23 protein-coding genes are annotated in these 20,676 nt (G+C 68.6%); 7 read left to right on the forward strand and 16 right to left on the reverse strand.

The window, feature by feature from the left end; genetic code table 11:
- The first annotated feature begins 17 nt into the window (after positions 1-17).
- Entirely contained in the window at positions 18-1,340 is a 1,323-nt protein-coding gene (locus ACSQ18_RS09455) for a DUF4921 family protein (RefSeq protein WP_436036991.1), read from the forward strand.
- A complete protein-coding gene (locus tag ACSQ18_RS09460) occupies positions 1,337-2,455 on the forward strand; it encodes a class I SAM-dependent methyltransferase (RefSeq protein WP_436036992.1) in 1,119 nt (372 codons plus the stop codon). Before ACSQ18_RS09455 ends, ACSQ18_RS09460 begins: the two co-directional genes overlap by 4 nt.
- 14 nt (positions 2,456-2,469) lie before the next feature.
- Here the strand turns inward: ACSQ18_RS09460 and ACSQ18_RS09465 are convergent, their stop codons facing one another.
- From ACSQ18_RS09465 to ACSQ18_RS09505, 9 genes are all read right to left on the reverse strand, one after another.
- Positions 2,470-3,237, reverse strand: coding sequence for an ABC transporter ATP-binding protein (locus ACSQ18_RS09465; RefSeq protein WP_436036994.1), 768 nt, complete (start codon positions 3,235-3,237; stop codon positions 2,470-2,472).
- Entirely contained in the window at positions 3,234-4,073 is an 840-nt protein-coding gene (locus tag ACSQ18_RS09470) for an ATP-binding cassette domain-containing protein (RefSeq protein WP_436036995.1), read from the reverse strand. Before ACSQ18_RS09470 ends, ACSQ18_RS09465 begins: the two co-directional genes overlap by 4 nt.
- Positions 4,070-4,933, reverse strand: coding sequence for an ABC transporter permease (locus tag ACSQ18_RS09475; RefSeq protein WP_436036997.1), 864 nt, complete (start codon positions 4,931-4,933; stop codon positions 4,070-4,072). The genes ACSQ18_RS09470 and ACSQ18_RS09475 overlap by 4 nt, the downstream gene beginning before the upstream one ends.
- Positions 4,930-5,907: an ABC transporter permease gene (locus tag ACSQ18_RS09480; protein ID WP_436038421.1), complete on the reverse strand. Its 978-nt coding sequence runs from the start codon at positions 5,905-5,907 to the stop codon at positions 4,930-4,932. The genes ACSQ18_RS09475 and ACSQ18_RS09480 overlap by 4 nt, the downstream gene beginning before the upstream one ends.
- Before the next feature lie 18 nt (positions 5,908-5,925).
- Entirely contained in the window at positions 5,926-7,440 is a 1,515-nt protein-coding gene (locus tag ACSQ18_RS09485; protein ID WP_436036998.1) for an ABC transporter substrate-binding protein, read from the reverse strand.
- Positions 7,441-7,514: 74 nt separating this feature from the next.
- Positions 7,515-8,282, reverse strand: coding sequence for a DUF1684 domain-containing protein (locus ACSQ18_RS09490; protein ID WP_436036999.1), 768 nt, complete (start codon positions 8,280-8,282; stop codon positions 7,515-7,517).
- A gap of 103 nt (positions 8,283-8,385) precedes the next feature.
- Positions 8,386-8,769 carry a hypothetical protein gene (locus ACSQ18_RS09495; protein ID WP_436037000.1) on the reverse strand — a complete coding sequence of 128 codons (384 nt, stop codon included), beginning with the start codon at positions 8,767-8,769 and terminating at the stop codon, positions 8,386-8,388.
- Between the two features lie 37 nt (positions 8,770-8,806).
- Positions 8,807-9,262: a DUF3817 domain-containing protein gene (locus tag ACSQ18_RS09500; RefSeq protein ID WP_436037001.1), complete on the reverse strand. Its 456-nt coding sequence runs from the start codon at positions 9,260-9,262 to the stop codon at positions 8,807-8,809.
- Between the two features lie 62 nt (positions 9,263-9,324).
- A complete protein-coding gene (locus ACSQ18_RS09505) occupies positions 9,325-9,735 on the reverse strand; it encodes a MarR family transcriptional regulator (protein WP_144808436.1) in 411 nt (136 codons plus the stop codon).
- A 126-nt stretch (positions 9,736-9,861) separates the two neighbouring features.
- Between ACSQ18_RS09505 and ACSQ18_RS09510 the strand changes: the two genes are divergently transcribed.
- From ACSQ18_RS09510 to ACSQ18_RS09520, 3 genes are all read left to right on the forward strand, one after another.
- The gene (locus tag ACSQ18_RS09510) at positions 9,862-10,365 is read left to right on the forward strand and encodes a hypothetical protein (RefSeq protein ID WP_436037003.1); all 504 of its coding nucleotides are present in this window, start codon (positions 9,862-9,864) and stop codon (positions 10,363-10,365) included.
- Between the two features lie 87 nt (positions 10,366-10,452).
- A complete protein-coding gene (locus ACSQ18_RS09515; RefSeq protein ID WP_436038422.1) occupies positions 10,453-10,695 on the forward strand; it encodes a hypothetical protein in 243 nt (80 codons plus the stop codon).
- Positions 10,692-11,153: a BLUF domain-containing protein gene (locus ACSQ18_RS09520; RefSeq protein WP_436037005.1), complete on the forward strand. Its 462-nt coding sequence runs from the start codon at positions 10,692-10,694 to the stop codon at positions 11,151-11,153. The genes ACSQ18_RS09515 and ACSQ18_RS09520 overlap by 4 nt, the downstream gene beginning before the upstream one ends.
- Before the next feature lie 30 nt (positions 11,154-11,183).
- Here ACSQ18_RS09520 and ACSQ18_RS09525 read toward each other — a convergent pair whose 3' ends face one another.
- From ACSQ18_RS09525 to ACSQ18_RS09550, 6 genes are all read right to left on the reverse strand, one after another.
- Entirely contained in the window at positions 11,184-12,662 is a 1,479-nt protein-coding gene (locus ACSQ18_RS09525) for an SPFH domain-containing protein (RefSeq protein ID WP_436037006.1), read from the reverse strand.
- 137 nt (positions 12,663-12,799) lie between these two features.
- Positions 12,800-13,186 carry a hypothetical protein gene (locus ACSQ18_RS09530; RefSeq protein WP_436037008.1) on the reverse strand — a complete coding sequence of 129 codons (387 nt, stop codon included), beginning with the start codon at positions 13,184-13,186 and terminating at the stop codon, positions 12,800-12,802.
- Positions 13,187-13,446: 260 nt separating this feature from the next.
- Positions 13,447-14,424, reverse strand: coding sequence for a class 1b ribonucleoside-diphosphate reductase subunit beta (gene nrdF, locus ACSQ18_RS09535; RefSeq protein ID WP_144808447.1), 978 nt, complete (start codon positions 14,422-14,424; stop codon positions 13,447-13,449).
- A 92-nt stretch (positions 14,425-14,516) separates the two neighbouring features.
- Positions 14,517-16,673 (reverse strand): class 1b ribonucleoside-diphosphate reductase subunit alpha, encoded by a 2,157-nt coding sequence (gene nrdE, locus ACSQ18_RS09540; RefSeq protein ID WP_301040534.1) that lies wholly within the window; start codon positions 16,671-16,673, stop codon positions 14,517-14,519.
- The gene (nrdI, locus tag ACSQ18_RS09545; protein WP_301040535.1) at positions 16,655-17,086 is read right to left on the reverse strand and encodes a class Ib ribonucleoside-diphosphate reductase assembly flavoprotein NrdI; all 432 of its coding nucleotides are present in this window, start codon (positions 17,084-17,086) and stop codon (positions 16,655-16,657) included. Before nrdI ends, nrdE begins: the two co-directional genes overlap by 19 nt.
- 22 nt (positions 17,087-17,108) lie before the next feature.
- Positions 17,109-17,342: a redoxin NrdH gene (locus tag ACSQ18_RS09550; RefSeq protein ID WP_067161678.1), complete on the reverse strand. Its 234-nt coding sequence runs from the start codon at positions 17,340-17,342 to the stop codon at positions 17,109-17,111.
- A gap of 352 nt (positions 17,343-17,694) precedes the next feature.
- Here ACSQ18_RS09550 and ACSQ18_RS09555 point away from each other — a divergent pair, with 352 nt between their 5' ends.
- On the forward strand, positions 17,695-18,903 hold the full coding sequence (locus ACSQ18_RS09555; RefSeq protein ID WP_436037012.1) for an MFS transporter: 1,209 nt from the start codon (positions 17,695-17,697) through the stop codon (positions 18,901-18,903).
- Positions 18,904-19,042: 139 nt separating this feature from the next.
- Here ACSQ18_RS09555 and ACSQ18_RS09560 read toward each other — a convergent pair whose 3' ends face one another.
- On the reverse strand, positions 19,043-19,447 hold the full coding sequence (locus tag ACSQ18_RS09560) for a pilus assembly protein CpaE (protein WP_144808455.1): 405 nt from the start codon (positions 19,445-19,447) through the stop codon (positions 19,043-19,045).
- Positions 19,448-19,506: 59 nt separating this feature from the next.
- On the opposite strand from ACSQ18_RS09560, the gene ACSQ18_RS09565 reads away from it, so the two are divergent.
- Positions 19,507-20,667, forward strand: coding sequence for an acyl-CoA dehydrogenase family protein (locus ACSQ18_RS09565; protein WP_436037013.1), 1,161 nt, complete (start codon positions 19,507-19,509; stop codon positions 20,665-20,667).
- Positions 20,668-20,676 lie beyond the last annotated feature (9 nt).

The following is a 20,676-nucleotide window of genomic DNA, read 5'->3' on the forward strand; positions in this document are numbered from 1 at the left end:
GTCGGTAGGCTGGAACGGTGAGCGAAGGGGCGCAGGCGGCGATCGTGCGGATGCCGGACGGGACCGTCAAGCAGGTCGGGCCGCTGACCGGCACCCGCGTGTGGACCGTGCCGGGCCGAGCGCACCGGCCGCTCACCGCGCCCCGCGACGACCCTCGACGACTCGCCCCGGGCGAAGAGCGCCGGCTCTGCGCCTTCTGCACCGACCGGTACCTCGAGACGACACCCGAGAAGTCGCGGCTCGTGGGCCCGACGTTCGAGGAGCACCGGAGGGTGCCTGCCGACGAGGTGGAAGACACCGTCGCCGAGTTCCGCCGATTCGGCAACCTGTTCGAGATCGTCTCGGCGGAGTACTGGCGCGAGAACCACGGGTTCCGCCAGCCCTCGTCGGTGATCGAGTGGGCGCAGGAGTATCTGGCCAATCCCGTCGGGCGCCTGCACCTCGAGAAGCTCGCCGCCATCCGCGCGAACGCCACCGACTCCGCGCCGTCGCTGGAGGAGGCGACGCTCGACCTCCTGGGCGGCTCCCACGACGTCATCGTGGCTCGACGCCACGTGCACGACGGCGCGGTCCACGACGATGAGCTCGTGTCGTCGGGCGAACTGACGCCCGACGAGCACGCCGCCTACCTCTCGTTCACCGTGGCCGCACTCGCCGACATCCAGTCCGCTCAGCCCCACGCCGCATACGTCTCCGTCTTCCAGAACTGGCTGCGTCCGGCGGGTGCCTCCTTCGAGCACCTCCACAAGCAGCTGGTCGCGATCGACGAGCACGGACCGCAGATGGATCGCGAGCTCACGATGCTCGCGAGCGACCACCTCCTCTACCAGCACCGCATCCTCGACCTCTCCGTGGCGCAGGGACTCGTCGTGGCCGCGACCGACGGCGCGGTCGCCGTCGCCGGAGTCGGACATCGCTATCCCGCGTTCGAGGTGTTCTCCACCGCCGCCGCGCACCTGCCCCAGGAGCATTCGGCCGCCGAGATCCGTGCCGTGTCCGACCTCGTGCACGCCCTGCACGCCGCGACCGGCGTCCACGTTCCGACGAACGAGGAGTGGCACTATCGTCCGCCGCGCGCGCCGTGGCCCATGCCGTGGCGCGTGGTGCTCAAGTGGCGCATCTCGAATCCGGCCGGGTTCGAGGGCGGCACCAAGGTCTACGTCAACACGATCGACCCGTGGGAGCTGCGCCGGCGGGCAGTGGCCGAGCTCACGGCACTCCGGGATGCCGGCCGGATCGCTCCCGGCATCCGCATCGGCGACGAGGTTACTCGCGACGACACGCGTCTGCGCTATGCGGACGCGGCCGGCGGGGCCGAGCGCGAAGGCTCGTCGGCGTGAGCTTCCCCTTCGATCGCCTGCGACGCCGGCCCGACGTCGAAGGCCCCGACCTGGTCGCCTCGGATGCGGCAGACCGCTTGCTGCGCGACGAGTCCGCCGCCGCACGCGCGGCCGCCCCCGACGACATCGTGGTGATCGGCGACAGCTACGGCGCCCTCACCCTCGCCGCCCTCCACGACGGCGCACGACGGGTGCGCACGCACCAGGACGCCCTCACCGGTGAACGCGCACTCGCCGCCAATGCCGCCGACCTCGGACTCGACGGATTCGCGTCGCTGCCGCTGACAGCCGACCTCGTGCGTGGGGCGCGCGTCGTGCTGCTGCGTCTCCCCCGGTCTCTGGACGCGCTCGCCGACATCGCGGGCCTCATCGCCGCACACGCCTCGCCCGACGTCGTCGTGTTCGCCGGCGGAAGGCTCAAGCACATGACGACGGCCATGAACGACGTCCTCCGCGCGCACTTCCGCACGCTGGACGTCACGCACGCGCGTCAGAAGTCCCGTGTCCTCGTGGCCCGCGAGCCGCACGACGGCCGCGACCCCGTGGCGGCGAGCGCGACGGTCGACGGGCTCACGATCTGCGCCTTCGGCGGGGCGTTCGCCGGCGCTCGCCTGGACATCGGCACGCGCCTGCTCCTCGCCCACCTGCCGGAGACGCTGCCGAGCGGTGCGGGCACGGCCGAGGACCCTCTGGTGGACCTCGCGTGCGGGACCGGTGTCGTGGGCGCCTGGCTCGCGCGCCGGCATCCCGAGGCGCGGGTGATCGCGACCGATCAGTCGGCCGTCGCCGTCGCCTCGGCGCGCGCGACGATGACGGCCAACGACGTCGCCGACCGGGTCGCCGTCGTCCGCGACGACGCCCTCGGGTCGCGACCGGACGCCTCGGCATCCTTCATCGTCCTCAATCCGCCGTTCCACAGCGGGGCGGCCGTGTCCGACCGGGTCGCGCCGCGCCTGTTCGCGGATGCCGCGCGGACGCTGCGCCCCGGCGCGCAGCTGTGGTGCGTGTGGAACTCTCCCCTGGCCTACCGCGGCGCCCTCGAGCGCCTCGTCGGGCCGACGACGCAGGTCGCGCGCGACGCGAAGTTCACGGTCACGGTCTCGACCCGCCGCTGACGCGGGACCGGCGGTCAGGGCGCGGGAAGACGCGGGACGGATGCCAGCAGCTGCGCGGTGTAGGGGTGTGCGGGAGACGTGAGCACCGACGCGGTGGGTCCCTGTTCGACGATCCGCCCGGCCTCCAGCACCGCCATCTGCTCGCACAGGGCGGAGACGATCGTGAGGTCGTGGGACACGAGGAGGAATCCGATCCCCTGCTCGTGGGCGAGCCGCTGCAGCAGCTCGATGACGTGCATGCGCACTGACGTGTCGAGGGCGCTCACCGGTTCGTCGGCCAGGAGCAGCGCCGGCCGGGGCGCGAGCGCACGGGCGATCGCGATGCGCTGCCGCTGACCACCCGAGAACTCCGCCGGGTAGCGCTCCGCGGCATCCGCCGACAGTCCGACCGCCTCCAGGAGTTCGGCGACGCGGGCGCGGGGGTCGACGTCGATCCCGAGCGAGCGCAGCGGTTCGGCGATCGAGCGACCGACCGGCATCCGCGGATCGAGGGAGGAGAAGGGGTCCTGATACACCGGCTGCACGGCGCGGCGGAAGCGGCGCATCGCGCGACGGTCGCGGACGTTCAGGGCGGCACCGTCGAACACGATCCGCCCCTCGGTGGGCACGGCGAGGCCGAGCAACAGTCGCAGGAGGGTCGTCTTGCCGGCTCCCGACTCTCCGACGAGGCCCACGCTCGCACCGGGGGCGACGGTCAGGCTCACGTCGGTGAGCACCCGCTGCTCGCGTCCGTAGCCGAACCCGACGTTCTCGGCGGCGAGGAGCGGCCCCGGCGCGGTCATGCGTCCGCTCCCGTCGCGGGCCCGGCAGGAAGGAAATCGTCGAGTCGGCGCGATGCCGTCACGAGCTGCGCCGTATACGGCTGCGCAGGGGCGCCGAGGATCTGCGTCGTCGGCCCCTGCTCCATCTGCCTGCCGTCCTTCATCACGAGCACGTGGTCGGCGATGCCCGCCAGTACCGGCAGGTCGTGGCTGATGAACAGCAGACTCATTCCGCGTTCGCTCACTTCCCGCTGCAGGAGGTCCAGGATGCCGGCCTGCACCGTCACGTCGAGGGCGGTCGTGGGTTCGTCGGCGATGAGCAGTCGCGGTCCTGCGGCGAGCGCGAGGGCGATCGCGACGCGCTGGCGCTGGCCGCCCGAGATCTCGTGGATGTACGAGCGGGCGATCCGCTCCGGCTGGGCGAGCTGCACGTCGGCGAGCGCGTCGAGCACCGCCCGTCGCAGGGCCTCGCCGCGCAGGCCGCGGTGATGCTGCAGCGGCCAGGCGAGCTGACGTCCGATGCGCATGAGCGGGTCGAGCGAGGCCAGCGGCTCCTGGAAGACGGCGCCGACGGTCGTGCCCCGCACGCGGTCGAGCCGCCGCGACGGCGTGCCGACGATCTCGATCGGGCTGCTGCCGGCATCCGCTCTCACGCGCGCTGATCCGCCCGCGACGAGCGGATGAGGGAGCAGCCCGAGCACGGCGAGCGCGGTGAGCGACTTCCCCGACCCCGACTCGCCGATGACCCCGAGACGTTCCCCCGGGGCGATCGCGACGTCGACGCCGTGGACCAGGGTGCGAGGCTCCGGGCCGTCGATCCGCACGGTGAGTCCGGCCAGTTCGAGGATCGCGTTCATCGGATGCTCCTCGAGGTCGGGTCGGCGACATCGCGGAGACCGTCGGCGAGGAGGTTCATCCCGATGATCAGGGCGACGAGCAGGATGCCGGGCAGCACGGCGGCCGTCGGCGCCACCAGCACCGTGCTCTGAGCCTCCTGCAGCATGCGACCCCACGACGCGTTCGGCGGGGGCGAGCCGAGCCCGAGGTAGGACAAGGACGCCTCCGCCCCCACCGCTCCCCCGAACTGGAGGGCGAGGGGCACGATGAGGGTCGGCCAGACGTTGCGCAGCACGTGGAGGCGGATGATGCCGATCGTTCCGGTGCCGGAGGTCCGCGACGCCGTGACGAAGTCCTGGGCGAGCACGCGGGTGGCGGTGATGCGGGTGAGTCGGGCGATGACGGCGGCCCCCGCGAGGCCGATCGCGAGGATCGCGGACTCCAGCGACGCGCCCCGCCACGCGACGATGAGCATCGCGAGGAGAAGCGTCGGGAAGGCGATCGCGATGTCGAGGAGGCTGGAGACGGCGTCGTCGACCCAGCGGCGGGCGACGGCGGCGAGCAGCCCGAGCGAGATGCCGACGACGGCGGCGATCGCGACCGAGCCGAACCCCACGGCGAGCGCGAGCCGGGCGCCGATCATGAGCTGGGTGAACAGGTCGCGTCCGAGCCGGTCGGTGCCGGCCCAGTGCTCGGCCGACGGCGGCTGAAGCCGTCCGCCTTCTGTGTCGTCGAAGGCGAACGGCGTCCAGAACAGCGACACGACGCCGATGACGGCGATCGCGCCGAAGAGCACCGCGCCGACGGCGAGGTTCACCGATCGCCGGAGGCGCGGACGCGGCGGCGTCGGTGCGGTGACCGGGAGCGTCGCGGCGGTCATGCGACGGCCCTCGCTCGCCGGTTGCCGGAGAGGGTGTCACGCAGTCGTGGATCGATGATCCGCTGGGCGATGTCGGCGGCGAAACCCAGGAGCAGCACGAGCGCGGTCGAGAAGAGGAGCACGCCCTGCACGCTCGGGAAGTCCTGCTCCTTGATCCCGACGAGGAGCATGTCGCCGAGGCCGGGCAACGCGAAGACACGCTCGATGATCACGGCGCCCACGAACGTGGTCGACAACTGGATGGCGAGAATCGAGATGAGCGGCACGACCCCGTTGCGGATGCCGTGGCGGCGCATCGCCGTGCCGAAGCTCTGACCGGTGGCCCGCGCGGCGCGCAGATACTGCTGGCCGAGCACGTCGAGCGTCGCGCTGCGGACGTAGCGGGCGAGATCGCTGCCCGCCACGATCGCGATCGTCACGACGGGGAGGGCGAGCGCGTAGAGAGCTGCTCCCGGGTCTTCCCAGTCCGTGCGCGGGAACCCGCCCGCCGGGAACAGCCGCCAGCCGAGCGAGAGCACCGAGACCAGGAGGATCCCGACCCAGAAGACGGGGATCGCGCCGCCGAGCTGAGTGAGGGCGGAGAACGCCGTGCCGTACCAGGTGCGCGACTTCCAGGCGGCGAAGAAGCCGACGGGAACCGCGATCAGCACCGACAGGGCGAACGACAGGAGCGTGAGCGGCAGGGTGACGTTGAGCCGACGGACGATCTCGTCGCCCACCGACAGCCGGTTCGTGAACGACTGGCCGAGGTCGAACGTGAAGAGCTGCCCGAGATACTCCGCGAACTGCACGTAGATCGGGCGGTCGACGCCGAGGCGTGCCGCGGCAGCGGCGATCTCGGCATCCGTGGCCCCCACCGAGATGAGCGCGAAGACGGGGTTTCCCAGCACCCGGAGTACGACGAACAGGATCGTCACCGCCAGCGCGAACGCCAGCAGCAGCAATCCTGTCCGTCGTATCAGGTACCGAGTGATGCTGAGACCCTACCCAGTTCAGGCCTTCGTGATGTCGTAGACGTAGAAGAGCGAGTTGAGACCGTTCTGCGGCACGCCCGAGACACCCTCGGCGGCGATGCGCAGCTGCGGGTTGAGGTAGAGCCACACGCTCGCCGCGTCGTCGGAGATCTGCTGGTTCGCCTTCTTGATGAGCTCGGTCTGCTCTTCGACGGTCTTCGCCGCCTCCGACTCGGCGAGCCAGGTCTGGACGTCGGCGTTGTCGTAGCCCCAGTAGAAGTCGGGGTTGCCGTAGAAGTTGATGTCGCGGTCGTTGACGTGACCCTGGAGCGTCGCCTGGAAGTCGGTGTCGGTGTACACCTTCTGGTACCACTCGTCGTCGGTGATGATGTTGATCTCCACCGTGATCCCCACCTTCGCCAGTTCCGACTTCACGAACTCGGCGACGGTCGAGTGCACTCCCGAGTCCGGGGTGTCGAGCGTGAACGTGAACCCGTCCGCGTAGCCGGCCTCGGCCAGCAGGTCCTCCGACAGCGCCGGGTCGTACGGGTTGTTGTCGGCGAGGTCGAGGTACCACGGCTCCGACGGCGGCACCATCGAGCCGATGAGCTCACCGCGGCCGTCCCAGATGGCATCCAGGAGCTTCTGCCGGTCGATCGCGGAGTAGACGGCCTTGCGCACCTCGACGGAGTCGAAGGGGGCGACACGGTCGTTGAAGGCGAGCAGCTCCTTGGTCGTCGAGGTGCCCTCGATGATCTGGAAGCCGGCGGCTTCGAACTCGGCGAGGCTGTCGGGGTTCGACTGGCTCGTCACGAGGTCGACGGCGTTGGTGAGGAGCGCGTTGTTGAGCGCCGTCGGGTCGGCGTAGTACTGGTAGACGACGCCGCCGTTGGCGGGAGCCTCGCCCCAGTAGTCCTCGTTCACGTCGAGCGTGATCGAGTCGCCCTTGCGGTAGTCGGCCAGCGCGTAGGGTCCGGTGCCGTCAGCGGTGGTCGTCAGGTCGCCGGCCTCGGAGTTGACGATCCAGACGTAGCCGAGGTTGTAGGTGAAGCTGATGGAAGGCTGGAGAAGCGTGACCTCGACGGTCTTCTCGTCGACGACGTCGACGTGGTCGATGACGCTCAGCTGGCGCTTGCGGGCGGCGATGGAGTCCTCGCCGATGAACCGCTCGAGGCTGTACTTCACGTCGTCGGCGGTCAGCGCCTTGCCCGAGTGGAAGGTGGCGTCCTCCAGCGTGAACGTGTAGACCAGGCCGTCGTCGGACACCTCGGTCTCGGCGGCGAGCAACGGCTCGACCTGCGCGTCGTCGGTGATCTTGAAGAGACCCTCGTAGACGTTGCCGGTGAACACCTCGGTCACGCCCGACGAGCCTCCGAAGATCTGGTCGAGGTTGGTCGGCTCGTTCTGCGAACCGACCACGATCTCCGCGGCCGGGTCGGCGGTCTGCGACGTTCCCGAACCGGGGTTCGCTGCTGCGCAGCCGGCGAGGACGAGGAGTCCCGCCGTCGCGGCAGCGGCCGCGGTGAGGACTCGGGACAGGCGGCGTGAAGTCACGTCAGTTCCTTTGCTGTGGGTGATCGCCGACGGGGGTGCAGTCCCGGCGGCGGGGTCGGGGGGTGTGCGAGAGGTCAGAGGGAGAAGCCGTCGGCGAACCGCACGCGACGCTCCCCCGCCCGCAGCGGGAACGGCAGACGGTTCTGCAGCGGCGGCAGGGGGCAGTTCATCTGGTTCGAGAACCCGCACGGCGGGACCGTCGCGAGGTTGAAGTCGACCGTGATCGGGATGCTGTCTCCCGGGCGAAGGTCGGCGGCACCGGCGGGGTGGTCGAGGAAGAGGAACCGGCCCGCGCCGTAGGACTCCGCGCCGTTCGTCCGGTCGCCGAAGACGAGCTGCAGCTTCGCCGACCCGCCGTAGACGGTGTCGAAGGCCGCCAGACGGTACTCGGTGCCGTCGACGGCGAAGACGAGGTCGCCGGAGACGGGAAGCGTGCGGGTGGCACCGGCATCCTTGATGTGTTCGAAGGGCACCACGCGGTCTTCGTCGACGAGTTCGAAGCGGCCCTCGAGCACCCAGGCGGGGTCGTAGTCGTAGCGCTCGATGTCCTCGAACGCCTGGTTGGCCGGGGAATCCTTACGCCAGATGCGGTAGCCCTCCTGGGGCAGACCCGTCTCGATGTCGGTGCGCTGCAGGCGCGTGAACAGGGCGGATGCCGGGTGCCCCTGGCGAGCGACGGCCTCGTCGACGGGGGCCTCACCGGCGGGCGACCAGTGGGTGAGCACGAGCGCGAGCGCTCCTTGCGGGGCCGTGACGGTCTCGCGACGCTTCTGCGCCCACTGCGCGTAAGAGCGCTGCAGCTCTTCCAGACGGGGGGACTCGATCGCGTGTGTGCTCACCATGACAGGCAATCAAACGTGGTCGCCGGGGGAGAAATTCCATTGCGGACTGTTTCTTCTGAATGGATTTCTCGCGCCCCCGAAGGGATCTGTCGAGTGGGCGAGGTCAGCGCCGCGTCGACCAGACCACCCCCGCGACGAGCACGGGCTGGAGGAACAGGCGGCCGAATCGGCGCGCATCGGTGTCGAGCCCCGGCGCGGACGTGCCCTGCCGCCACTGATAGACGTTGCCGGGGAACACCGCCACGAAGAACGCGGCCACGGCCAGGCCGATCCGCCGGCGCTCACCGGGGAGCAGCACGAGCGCGAGCCCCAGCAGCACCTCGACGACGCCCGACACGACGACGATCGTGTCCTTGTCGGTGCGCAGCAGGCGCGTTGCCCAGTCGGGCACGACGATGCGGTAGCCGCGTCGCAGCGTCGTGAGGTGCGCGGTACCGGCGGCGACGAGGAGGGCGGCGAGGGCGAGCCGAGTGATCGTTCGGAGCATGCGGGTCACGTTACCCGCGACGCGTCATTTGCCCGTGTCACTTGCCGCCGGGCGGCCCGATGAGGAGCAGGACGACGAAGAGCGCGGTGACGGCGACGGCGATCAGGACGACGAGCGCCCACGGGCGACGGAGGAACCACTGCAGCATCCCGTCGTACCAGCGCCGGTCGGCCGGGTCGAGCGCGGTCCGCCACGAGCCCGCGAGCAGTCCACGGCGGTGCAGCCACCGTTCTGCGGGGATCGTCGCGTACGGGATCACCGCCGATCCGACCGCCAGCACCGTGGGCAGCGGTCGCCAGCGGTTGTTCAGCGCGACGAGGACGGCGGTCGCCCCGTAGGAGAGGAACACGAACCCGTGGATGCCGCCGGCGATCGTGACGGCGAGGCTCCAGTCCAGGGTTGCGCGAAGGATGAGCGCGCTGATGAGGAGGGTCCAGGTGATCGCCTCGGCGATGGCGACGACACGGAAGGCGGAGAAAGGGGTTCGGAACACACCTTCAGCCTAGTTGAAGGAATTTGGACATCCTGGAAGTCCGCCGTGAGGCGGGCGCGTGCTCAGACGATGCCCGCACGGATGCCGTCGAGGGATTCGGCCACCTTCGGCAGTCGCTCAGAGAGCACCCCGTCAAGCTCGAACAGGCGGTCGCGGGCCTCCTGGAGGACGCGCGCTCCCTTCGGCGTGACGCTGAGGTCGCTCGCCGCGCCGGCATGCGCCGTGGCATCCTCCACCAGACCGTCGTCGACGAGCGTGCGCACCGCCGTGTGCGCGGACTGCACGGTGATGTGCGAGCGGCGCGCGAGTTCGGAGAACGAGATCCCCGGCTCCGCGTAGATGTGACCGAGGAGGCCGAACTTGCGTGTCGTGATGCCGACGTCGCGCAGGATCGCCGCCAGCTGTCCCTCCCACATCGCCGACACCGCGAGCAGCGCGATGACGGGGCTGAATCGAGGCTTGTCGTCGGTCATAGGCACCATGCTAACGACGCGCGCGCCGTGTCGGAGGCCCGGCGTACCGTGACTTCGGAGAGAAGGAGACACCCATGGATCGCCGACCGGCCTGGCCGACGATGCCTGTCGGCATAGGCTCGCATCATGGTCGAGCAGCATCAGGGACACATCAGCCCTGACAGTCAGTGGTCCACGTACGAGGCGAATGTCCAGTCGTACCGCGGACTGTCGATGTCGGCACAGTCGCTGTATCTCGCCGTGGGCGCGATCCTCCTCGGGGTGGGCGACAAGCTGCCGTTCTTCACGGTGCTCGTCCTGGCGATGGTGACGACCTGGTACGTGTTCTTCCCCGTGATCTTCGCGCGCTGCGCCATCGTCGACTTCCACAAGTTCGATCTGGGCTCGCGGTACACCGCGCACGGCGAGGTGCGGGACAGCCGCGACGACTCCCGGCTGTCCGAACGCGCGTACGCCAACCTCTGGAGAGGCCGAGCGCTTCGCGCGCGGGTGGCATCCCACATCGACATGCCCGCCGGACAGCGATTCCGCACGATGCGGCAGACACGACTCAAGCTCGACCTCTTCATTCCCGTCAGCGTGACCGTCGTATGGCTCGTGTTCGCCCTCTACATCCTGCTGTCGCACTGATCCTGCCGGCATTTACAAGATCGCCGTGACGGAAGCAAGGGGCGCGCGGAATGCTCCCGGCCCCCGTACAGTGACGCGGTGGGGGTGATGCCGGTGCTGGCAGAGAACGACGCCGTAGCGTCCGACGTCGGGCGGGTCACCTGGGCGCAGGTCGAGGCAGGCTTCCACGTCGGCAGTCGCGCCGGCGACTTCCTCGGCTACGTCGACCACGAGCCCGGCGGCGCCTATCGCGCGTACGACATGAGTTCCCGACCCCTAGGAGCGTTCACGCGCCTCTCGGACGCGATCGACGCCGTCAACAGCCATCGTGAAGAGGTCACCCCGTCATGAGTCCCCACTCCGCCGCCTCGGCCGAGCACCTGTACTCGCTCGTGTACACGAGCGAGGCGCTCACCCCGTTCGACGACGAGAGCCTCCGGACACTTCTCACCGACAGTCGCGCCGCCAATCACCACGCGGGCATCACCGGCATCCTGCTGTATCGGGACGGCCGTTTCGTGCAGTTCCTCGAGGGCCCGGAAGGATCGGTGCGCAGCCTGATGCGGACGATCTCCGACGATCCGCGCCACCACAAGGTGCGGGTGCTCGTGGACGGGTATCCCACGGATCGTCAGTTCTCGGCGTGGACGATGGGCTACGAGCCGATCTCGACCGAGCGCGCCGCTCCCCCGGAGGGCTTCCGCGACACGTTCACCGACATCGATGCGGTCGACGACAACGATGCCGTGCTCCGCGCCGCGCGCGAGCTCGCGCTGTGGTTCCGGGTGCGCTCCGACCGCAGCCGGTGACGTCAGCGCGTCACCGGCCGGTCAGACGAATCAGGAGACGCTGACTCCGCCGGAAGAGGCGGTGGAGACGCCGTCCGAGGCGGAGCTTCCCGTCGCGATACCGCGCCCGAGGGCCTGCCCCGACAGGATCTGGCCGAGGTCGACCCCGGTCGCCGACTTCACCGACTCGAAGGTCGCGGTGAGGCTGGCGGCCTGCTCCCGGGCGATGTGAGTGGCCGCCGCGTCGCCGCCGATCAGGGTCACACCGCCGACGTTGGCGTACCCCTTCGCGAACTCCGCCATGAGCGCAGGCAGCTGCGCGACGAGTTCGCGGGCGAGCACGGCATCCTGGTTCTCGCGGAGCGCTTCGGCCTCGGCCTGGATCGCCGCAGCCTTGGCTTCACCGGTCGCGCGGAGCGCCTCGGCCTCCGCGACGGACTTCGCTCGCAGCGCCTGCGCCTCCGCTTCGGCCCGCGCGAGCACGGCAGCGGCCTCGGCCGCCGCCGACGCCTGCCGCGCCTCTGCCTCTCGCTGCACCTTGTAAGCGTCGGCGTCGGCGCGCTGCTGGGCGACGTGACGGTCGGCTTCGGACTGCTTCTGCCGCGTGTACGCCTCGGCGTCGGCGGCGGTCTGGGCCCGGTAGCGCTCCGCGTCGGCGACCTTCTTGACGTCGGCGTCTAGCTGGGCCTGCTTGTTCTCGGCCTGCTGCACGAGCACCGCCTGCTCGCGCTCGGCGCGCGCGAGGTGCTCTGCCTGCTCCGCCTCGGCGCGTGCCCGACCGACCTCGGCGGATGCCGCGGCGGAGTTCTTGTCGAAGGCGGTCTGCTCGACGAGGTTCGCCTCGTCGGTCGCGATCTGGCGGGCACGCACCTCGCGGGCGGCGTTGATGCGAGCGACCTCCGCCTCGCGGCGAACACGCTCCACCTCGGTCGCGCCGAGCGCCTCGATGTAGCCGTTGCGGTCGGTGACGCCCTGGATCGCGAAGGAGTCCAGAATAAGTCCCTGCTCGTGGAGGTCGCCCTTGATCCCCTCGGCGATCTGGTCGCTGAGCGCCTGACGGTCCTGCATGACCTGCTCGACGCTCAGCGATGCGACGACGCCGCGCAGGGCACCCTCGAGCTGCTCCGTCGTGAACTGGTCGATCGCCTGGTCCTGGGTGGCAAACCGCTCCGCCGCGCGGCGGACGAGGCCGGGAGCGCTGCCCACCTTCACGAGGGCGACGGCGGCCAGCTCGATGGTGACGCCGTTCTTCGTCTGCGCCGTCGTGTCGAACTTGATCTGTCGCGCTCGGAGGCTGATGGCCTCGAAGCGCTGGGTGATGCGGTTGACGAGCGCACCGCCGCCGATCACGACCGACATGCTCGACGAGTCGCCCGTCGCGTCGTCCTTCTGCTTCTTTCCGACGATGACCAGCGCCTCGTCGGGCTTGGGCACCTTGTACCAGAGCTTGAAGAAGATGAACGCGATGAGCGCGATCAGGAAGAGAAGTCCGGCGCCGATCACGAGCGCGAAGACGAGGAACAGATCCATACGAGGTGCTCTCCTTGGGGGCCGCCGGGGCGCGACCCGTCCGTTCATCCTATGGGTGGCCTATGGCGCGACGACGCGCCGTTGCAGCCTGGCGCGACACGAGGCATGCCGCAGGCTCCCGCGAAAAGCGGGCGGGATCATTTGGTGAAGAACGTGCACAGGTCGACGACCACGAGGATCGCGTTGATGCCGATGACGGCGAACCCCGCGACCCGCAGCACCACCCGCGACCGGGACTCGACGTCGTTCCGATCCGCCGCCATGATGACCAGGCCGACGATGGATAGCACCACCGCCACGGCCGCGAGCGGGAGGCCGAGGACGGTGCCGAAGATGATGCCGTAGCCGTGAGCGGCGTTGCTGACGGCGCTGTGGATGGCCAAGAGGAGGATCAGCATCGCCGGAACGGTGAGCGCGCCGCCGACGCTGATCACCGCCGTCACGAGGCCGGTGTGGATCTCCCGCTGTGATTCCACAGCGGACAGCGGGGGCCTCAGCGGGACGGGCGGCGACGGCTGCGTCATACTCGCATGTTAGTCAGGCTGGCGGGGTGCGACTCAGGCGCCGACTTCCTCGCGCTCGACGGCGCTCGATCGGCCCCGCGTTTAGGAAGCATGGCCACGCGACGGTGATCCGAGCATGACCTTGGATACCGCGAATGGTGACGAGCGACTTACGTGGGCAAACGTGAGCACGATGCAGAAAAGCCCCCGGCCGACAGCTCGGAGTGAGCGATAGGCCGAGGGCTTCTCGGTTGCAGATGTGAGCGTCTGGCCGGGACTTTCTAGAAGTCCCAGTCCTCGTCTTCGGTGGCGACGGCCTTGCCGATGACGTACGAGGAACCCGACCCGCTGAAGAAGTCGTGGTTCTCGTCGGCGTTGGGCGACAGGGCCGACAGAATGGCCGGGTTCACGTTGGTGACGCTCGACGGGAACATGGGCTCGTAGCCCAGGTTCATGAGGGCCTTGTTCGCGTTGTAGTGCAGGAACTTCTTGACGTCTTCGGTGAGACCGACGCCGTCGTAGAGGTCTTGCGTGTACTGCACCTCGTTGTCGTAGAGCTCGTAGAGCAGCGAGAACGTGTAGTCCTTGATCTCGTCGCGCTCCGCCTGCGTGAGCTTCTCGAGGCCCTTCTGGAACTTGTAGCCGATGTAGTAGCCGTGCACGGCCTCGTCACGGATGATGAGGCGGATGATGTCGGCCGTGTTCGTCAGCTTCGCCTTCGACGACCAGTACAGCGGCAGGTAGAAGCCGGAGTAGAAGAGGAACGACTCCAGCAGGGTCGAGGCGACCTTGCGCTTGAGCGGCTCGTCACCCCGGTAGTAGTCCATGACGATCTGCGCCTTGCGCTGCAGGTTCGGGTTCTCGACCGACCAGCGGAACGCGTCGTCGATCTCGGGCGTCGAGCACAGCGTCGAGAAGATCGACGAGTAGCTCTTGGCGTGCACCGACTCCATGAACGCGATGTTCGTGTAGACGGCCTCCTCGTGCGGGGTGATCGCGTCGGGGATGAGCGAGACGGCGCCCACCGTGCCCTGGATGGTGTCCAGCAGCGTCAGGCCGGTGAACACCCGCATCGTGAGGGTCTGCTCCTCGGGGGTGAGCGTGTTCCACGACTGGATGTCGTTCGACAGCGGCACCTTCTCGGGAAGCCAGAAGTTGTTCACGAGACGGTTCCAGACCTCGAGGTCCTTCTCGTCCTGAATCCGGTTCCAGTTGATCGCCTGCACGTGGTCGACGAGCTTGAGCGGTTCGGGGGTCATGACTTTCCTTCAGTAGTTTTCGTCACTGCGTGTCGTCTCGCTGCGCTCGCTCAATGACCGACAACTGCGCGCGCTCGACGACCGGGGTGATGTCAGAGCATGCAGGAGACGCACTCGGACATGTCGGTGCCCTCGAGCGCCAGCTGACGCAGGCGGATGTAGTAGATCGTCTTGATGCCCTTGCGCCAGGCGTAGATCTGCGCGCGGTTGATGTCGCGCGTGGTGGCGGTGTCCTTGAAGAACAGCGTCAGCGACAGGCCCTGGTCGACGTGCTGCGTCGCCGCGGCGTACGTGTCGATGACCTTCTCGTAGCCGATCTCGTACGCGTCTTCGTAGTACTCGAGGTTGTCGTTCGTCATGAACGGCGCCGGGTAGTAGACGCGGCCGATCTTGCCTTCCTTGCGGATCTCGATCTTCGACGCGATCGGGTGGATCGAGCTCGTCGAGTTGTTGATGTACGAGATCGATCCCGTCGGCGGGACGGCCTGCAGGTTCTGGTTGTAGATGCCGTGCTCCTGGATGGACGCCTTCAGCGCGACCCAGTCCTCCTGCGTCGGGATGTGGATGCCGGCGAACAGCTCCTTGACCTTCTCGGTCTGCGGCACCCACTCCTGCTCGATGTACTTGTCGAAGAACTCCCCCGACGCGTACGTGGAGTCAGCGAACCCGTCGAACGTCGTCTTCCGCTCGATCGCGATGTTGTTCGAGGCGCGCAGCGCGTGGAACAGCACTGTGTAGAAGTAGATGTTCGTGAAGTCCAGGCCCTCTTCCGAGCCGTAGCGGACGTGCTCGCGGGCGAGGTAGCCGTGGAGGTTCATCTGGCCGAGGCCGATCGCGTGCGACCGGTCGTTGCCGTCTTCGATCGAGCGGACCGAGCGGATGTGGCTCTGGTCGCTCACCGCGGTGAGTGCCCGGATGCTGGTCTCGACGGTGCCGGCGAGGTCCTTGCCGTCCATTGCGAGCGCGATGTTCATCGAGCCCAGGTTGCAGGAGATGTCCTTGCCGATCTGGCCGTACGAGAGGTCTTCGTTGTACGTGGTCGGGGTGTTGACCTGGAGGATCTCCGAGCACAGGTTCGACATGTTGATCCGGCCCTTGATGGGGTTCGCCCGGTTCACCGTGTCCTCGAACATGATGTACGGGTAACCCGACTCGAACTGGATCTCGGCGATCGTCTGGAAGAAGTCGCGCGCCTTGATCTTCGTCTTCTTGATGCGGGCGTCGTCGACCATCTCGCGGTACTTCTCGGTGACGGAGACGTCACCGAACGGCACCCCGTAGACCTTCTCGACGTCGTACGGCGAGAAGAGGTACATGTCCTCGTCGTTCTTCGCGAGCTCGAACGTGATGTCGGGCACCACGACGCCGAGCGACAGCGTCTTGATGCGGATCTTCTCGTCGGCGTTCTCGCGCTTGGTGTCGAGGAACTTCATGATGTCGGGGTGGTGCGCGTTGAGGTAGACCGCGCCCGCGCCCTGACGCGCACCGAGCTGGTTCGCGTAGCTGAAGCTGTCTTCGAGGAGCTTCATGACGGGGATGATGCCGCTCGACTGGTTCTCGATCTGCTTGATGGGCGCACCCGCTTCGCGGATGTTCGAGAGGAGGAGCGCGACGCCACCGCCGCGCTTGGACAGCTGGAGAGCGGAGTTGATGCCGCGGGCGATCGACTCCATGTTGTCCTCGATGCGCAGCAGGAAGCACGAGACGAGCTCGCCGCGCTGGGCCTTGCCCGTGTTGAGGAAGGTGGGGGTGGCCGGCTGGAAGCGACCCGAGATGACCTCGTCGACGAGCTGTTCGGCGAGCTTCTCATCGCCGTCGGCGAGGCCGAGAGCCGTCATGACGACGCGGTCTTCGAACCGCTCCAGGTAGCGCTTGCCGTCGAAGGTCTTGAGCGTGTAGCTCGTGTAGTACTTGAACGCGCCGAGGAACGTCTCGAAGCGGAACTTCGCACCGTACGCACGGTCGTTCAGGCGCTGGATGAAGTCGAACGAGTACTTCTCGAGGACGGCGCCCTCGTAGTACTCCTTCTCGACCAGGTAGTCGAGACGCTCCTTCAGCGAGTGGAAGAAGACCGTGTTCTGGTTGACGTGCTGCAGGAAGTACTCCCGTGCGGCGCGCTTGTCGGCGTCGAACTGGATCTTCCCGTCGGCGCCGTAGAGGTTGAGCATCGCGTTGAGCGCGTGATAATCCAACCCCTCGAACCGCTCGTCGGTCTTGAAGGTCGTGTCGGTCACTGCAGCTTCCACCATCGTTCCAATCCGTCGGTCACCCGATCGACGTCGTCCTGCGTGCCGAACAGTTCCAGCTTGTACAGGTGCGGCACGTGGCACTTGCGGCTGATGATGTCACCGGCGGCGCAGAACGCGTCGCCGAAGTTGGTGTTGCCCGCGGAGATGACTCCGCGCAGCAGGCTCCGATTGGCCTCGTCGTTGAGGAAGCGGATGACCTGCTTGGGAACCGCACCCTTCTCCTCGCCGCGCCCCTGGCCACCGCCGTAGGTGGGGGTTACGAGCACGAAGGGCTCGTCCACTCTTACGGCGGGGTCGGAGGCATGCAGCGGGAGTCGGAGGGCCGGCATCCCGAGTTTCTCGATGAAACGCGCCGTGTTGCCCGAGACGCTCGAGAAGTATACGAGCAGCGGTGCGTCGGTGGCGGTCAGCATCTCAGCGCACCCCGCTCTCGAATCACGCCAGCCGGGAAGCCAGCTCGTCGATCTTGTCGGGACGGAAGCCCGACCAGTGGTCTTCGTCGGTGACGACGACCGGAGCCTGCAGGTAGCCGAGGGACTTGACGTGCTCGAGCGCCGCCGGGTCTTCCGACAGGTCGAGGATTTCGTAGTCGATGCCCTTCGAATCGAGCGCCCGGTAGGTCGCATTGCACTGAACGCAGGACGGCTTCGTGTAGACCGTGATCGCCATGGTGATTCGCCTTTCCCCTCTCAAAATCCTTGACTGTGGCGGCGGTGCCCCCGCCGGGAGTCCAATACTACATATGGGTACGGACATTGGGGGCAACCACAAGGGATAGTAGTTACATCCGTGTAGTTTTCCACCGCTCTCCCCCGGTACAACACAGGTTCTCCACCGTTTCATCCACAAGGACGACCCCGATCCGGAACCTGGAAAATGCCTGAATCCCAGGGGTTTCTCCCGGCTCGCCCGAATCTGTCCACAGGCCGGACGCTACGCGGGGCCACCGACACCCGATTCGCCTGTGGATTGCACGGTCCGGCGTGTCGCGGCGTGTCGTCCGGATCGGTACCGTGGAGGGGTGGCTGGCTACCGGGATCTCCTTCGCACCCCCGGCGTCGCCCGTATCATCGCGGCCCAGCTGACCGCCCGTTTCCCGAACGGCATGACGAGCCTCGCGATCCTCCTGCACGTGGAGCGACAGACCGGCTCGTACGGCGCGGCGGGGCTCGTGCTGGCGGCCGCCTCGATCGGCCAGGCAGTGTCGGGCCCGGTCACGAGTCGCTGGATGGGCGTGTGGGGCATGCGGCGCGTGCTGACGCTCACGACCGCCGTCTGCGCCGCCGCGATCCTCGTGCTGGCGCTCTTCCCGCTGCATCTGGCGGGGTACATGGTCTTCGGTCTCATCGCGGGGCTCTCGACCCCGCCGGTGCAGTCCGCCGTCCGCACGATCTACCCGAAGATCGTGAACTCGCGGCAGCTCACCCCCCTGTTCTCCCTCGACGCGAGCCTGCAGGAGATCATCTGGATCCTCGCGCCGGTGCTCATCACGATCGTCGCCACGCAGGCCGGCACGGTGCCCGGGCTCCTCATGATCGTCGCGATCCTCGTGGGCGGCGGCGCATGGTTCATCTTGTCCCCCGAGGTCGGACGGGTCCGCATCCCCCGCAGCCGCCGCGCGTTCGGGAAGGTGCTCGGCAAGCCCGTCGTGCTGCTGGCGACCGTGACGGGCTTCCTCCTCATCGGCGCGTGCGCGGCGGTGGAAGCCGGCGTGGTCGCCACGTTCGGCCACGGCGGCCTCGAGGCGGGACTGGCCCTGGCGATCTTCTCGGTCGGGAGCCTCGCCGGGGGGCTCTCCTTCGGACACATCCCGATCGGCCCCTGGGCGATGGCGCGGCGCCTCACGGCCGTTGCGGTGGGCCTGGGAGCGACCGTCTTCTTCGTGGGGTCGTTCTGGGGCCTCAGCGCATCGCTGTTCGTCGCGGGCATCGGCATCGCTCCCGCCCTCGCGGTGATGTTCGCGATGACGAGCGCGAGCGTGAAGTTCAGCGAGACCGCCGAGGCCTACGGCTGGATCGGGACGGGGCAGCTGATCGGCGCCGCCGCGGGGTCCGCTGTCGCGGGCTTCCTCATCGACGGGGTGGGACCGGCGGGCGCCTACTGGGCTGCGGCCTCCTTCGCCGTCGTGGGCGCGATCGTGGCCGCGACGTGCGTGCGTGGCTTCCCCGACCTCCGCAACCGCGACGTGAGCCCGATCCCCGACACCGAACCCGTTCCCGTCATCACCTGACCGGGCGGCCGCTGACGGCATCCTCGCGTCTCGCCGAAACAACACACTTCGCGCGAAACAACACGGCTCCACCGCGTGAATGGTGTGGTTTCGGCGGCACCGTGTTGTTTCGGCGGGCCGGGGGTGCCGCGGCGGCGCGTCAGGCGAGGCGCGCGAGCAGCGCGAGCACCGCGAGCGCGTAGGCGTCTTCGGGCTGGGGATGCTCGAACGTCGAGACCTCGTCGCCGACGGAGATCTCCACCACGTGCGTGTCGTCGAGCCGCCGCAGCGACCGGAACGCACCACGCAGCAGCTCGCGGAGCTGATCCTCGCGAGGGAGCCACAGCGCGTCCTCCAGGGCGACGGAGTCCAGCGCCCACTCGGTGGTCCCGTTGAAGGCGAGGATCACCCCCGTCGGGTAGGACCGGGGCTCGATCGTCATCTCACTGACGGTGAACACGTCGGCCTCGAACTCGGGCTCGTCGAGCTGGAAGCGGTCGCCGGACGAGGGATGCCAGATCAGGCCCGCATCACGCAGGGCGACGGCGAGGTCGGTCGAGATCATGCGACCATCCTCTCCCGTCGCCACGGCCCCGGGGTCGCCGACGGGAGGACAATGGACCGGTGACCTCCTTCGACCCGACCGCGATCCTGCCCGGCGACCTCCTGGAACGGATCCGTTCCCGCGCGGCGACCGTCGACGCCGAGAACACCTTCCCCGACGAGGATCTCGCGGAACTCCGCGACGCGGGCTACCTCGCGATCCTGGTGCCGCACGAGCTCGGCGGCAGCGGGCTGGGCCTGGCGGAGGCGTCGGTGCTCCAGCAGCGGCTCGCGACGGCCGCGCCCGCGACGGCGCTCGCGATCAACATGCACCTCGTGTGGACCGGCGTCGCGAAGGTGCTCGCCGACCGCGGCATCGACACCCTTCGCTTCGTGCAGGAGGGCGCCGTGGCGGGCGAGGTGTTCGCCTTCGGCATCAGCGAGGCGGGCAACGACCTCGTGCTGTTCGGGAGCGACACCGAAGCCTCGCCGCTCGCGGACGGCGGCTACGCCTTCACCGGCACGAAGATCTTCACGTCGCTCGCGCCGGTGTGGACGCAGCTCGGCCTGCACGGCCTCGACACGACGAGCCCGGACGGCCCGCGGATGGTCTACGCCTTCGTCCCCCGGACGGATGCCGTCGTGACGCGCGACGATTGGGACACCGTGGGCATGCGCGGCACGCAGTCCCGCACGACCCGACTCCAGGGCGCCGTCGCGCCCGCCGACCGCGTGGTGCGCCGGCTCGCCCCCGGACCCCAGCCCGACCCGCTCGTCTTCGGGATCTTCAGCGTGTTCGAGGTGCTCCTGGCATCCGTCTACACGGGCGTCGCCCGGCGCGCGCTCGATCTCGCGGTCGAGGCGGCGCGCTCACGCACCTCCAAGCGCACCGGTGCGCCCTACAGCCAGGACCCCGACATCCGGTGGCGGGTCGCGGAGATGGCCCTCGCCTACGACGGCCTCCTCCCCCAGCTCGAGAGCATCGCGCACGACGTCGACGGCGTCGTGGATCACGGGGCGCTGTGGTTCGCGAAGCTGAGCGGGCTCAAGCATCGAGCCGTGACGGCCGCCAAGACGATCGTCGACGAGGCGATGCTCGTGGCGGGAGGGTCGTCGTACTTCACCCGCAACGAGCTCAGCCGCCTCTACCGCGACGTCCTGGCGGGAGTGTTTCACCCGTCCGATCCCGAGTCGGCGCACAGCACGGTCGCCAGCGCCTGGCTCGGACCGCTCGAGGCCTGAGCCGACGCG

Origin of the sequence: Microbacterium sp. LjRoot45 (genome assembly GCF_964253325.1) — a bacterium.
Taxonomy (GTDB): domain Bacteria; phylum Actinomycetota; class Actinomycetes; order Actinomycetales; family Microbacteriaceae; genus Microbacterium.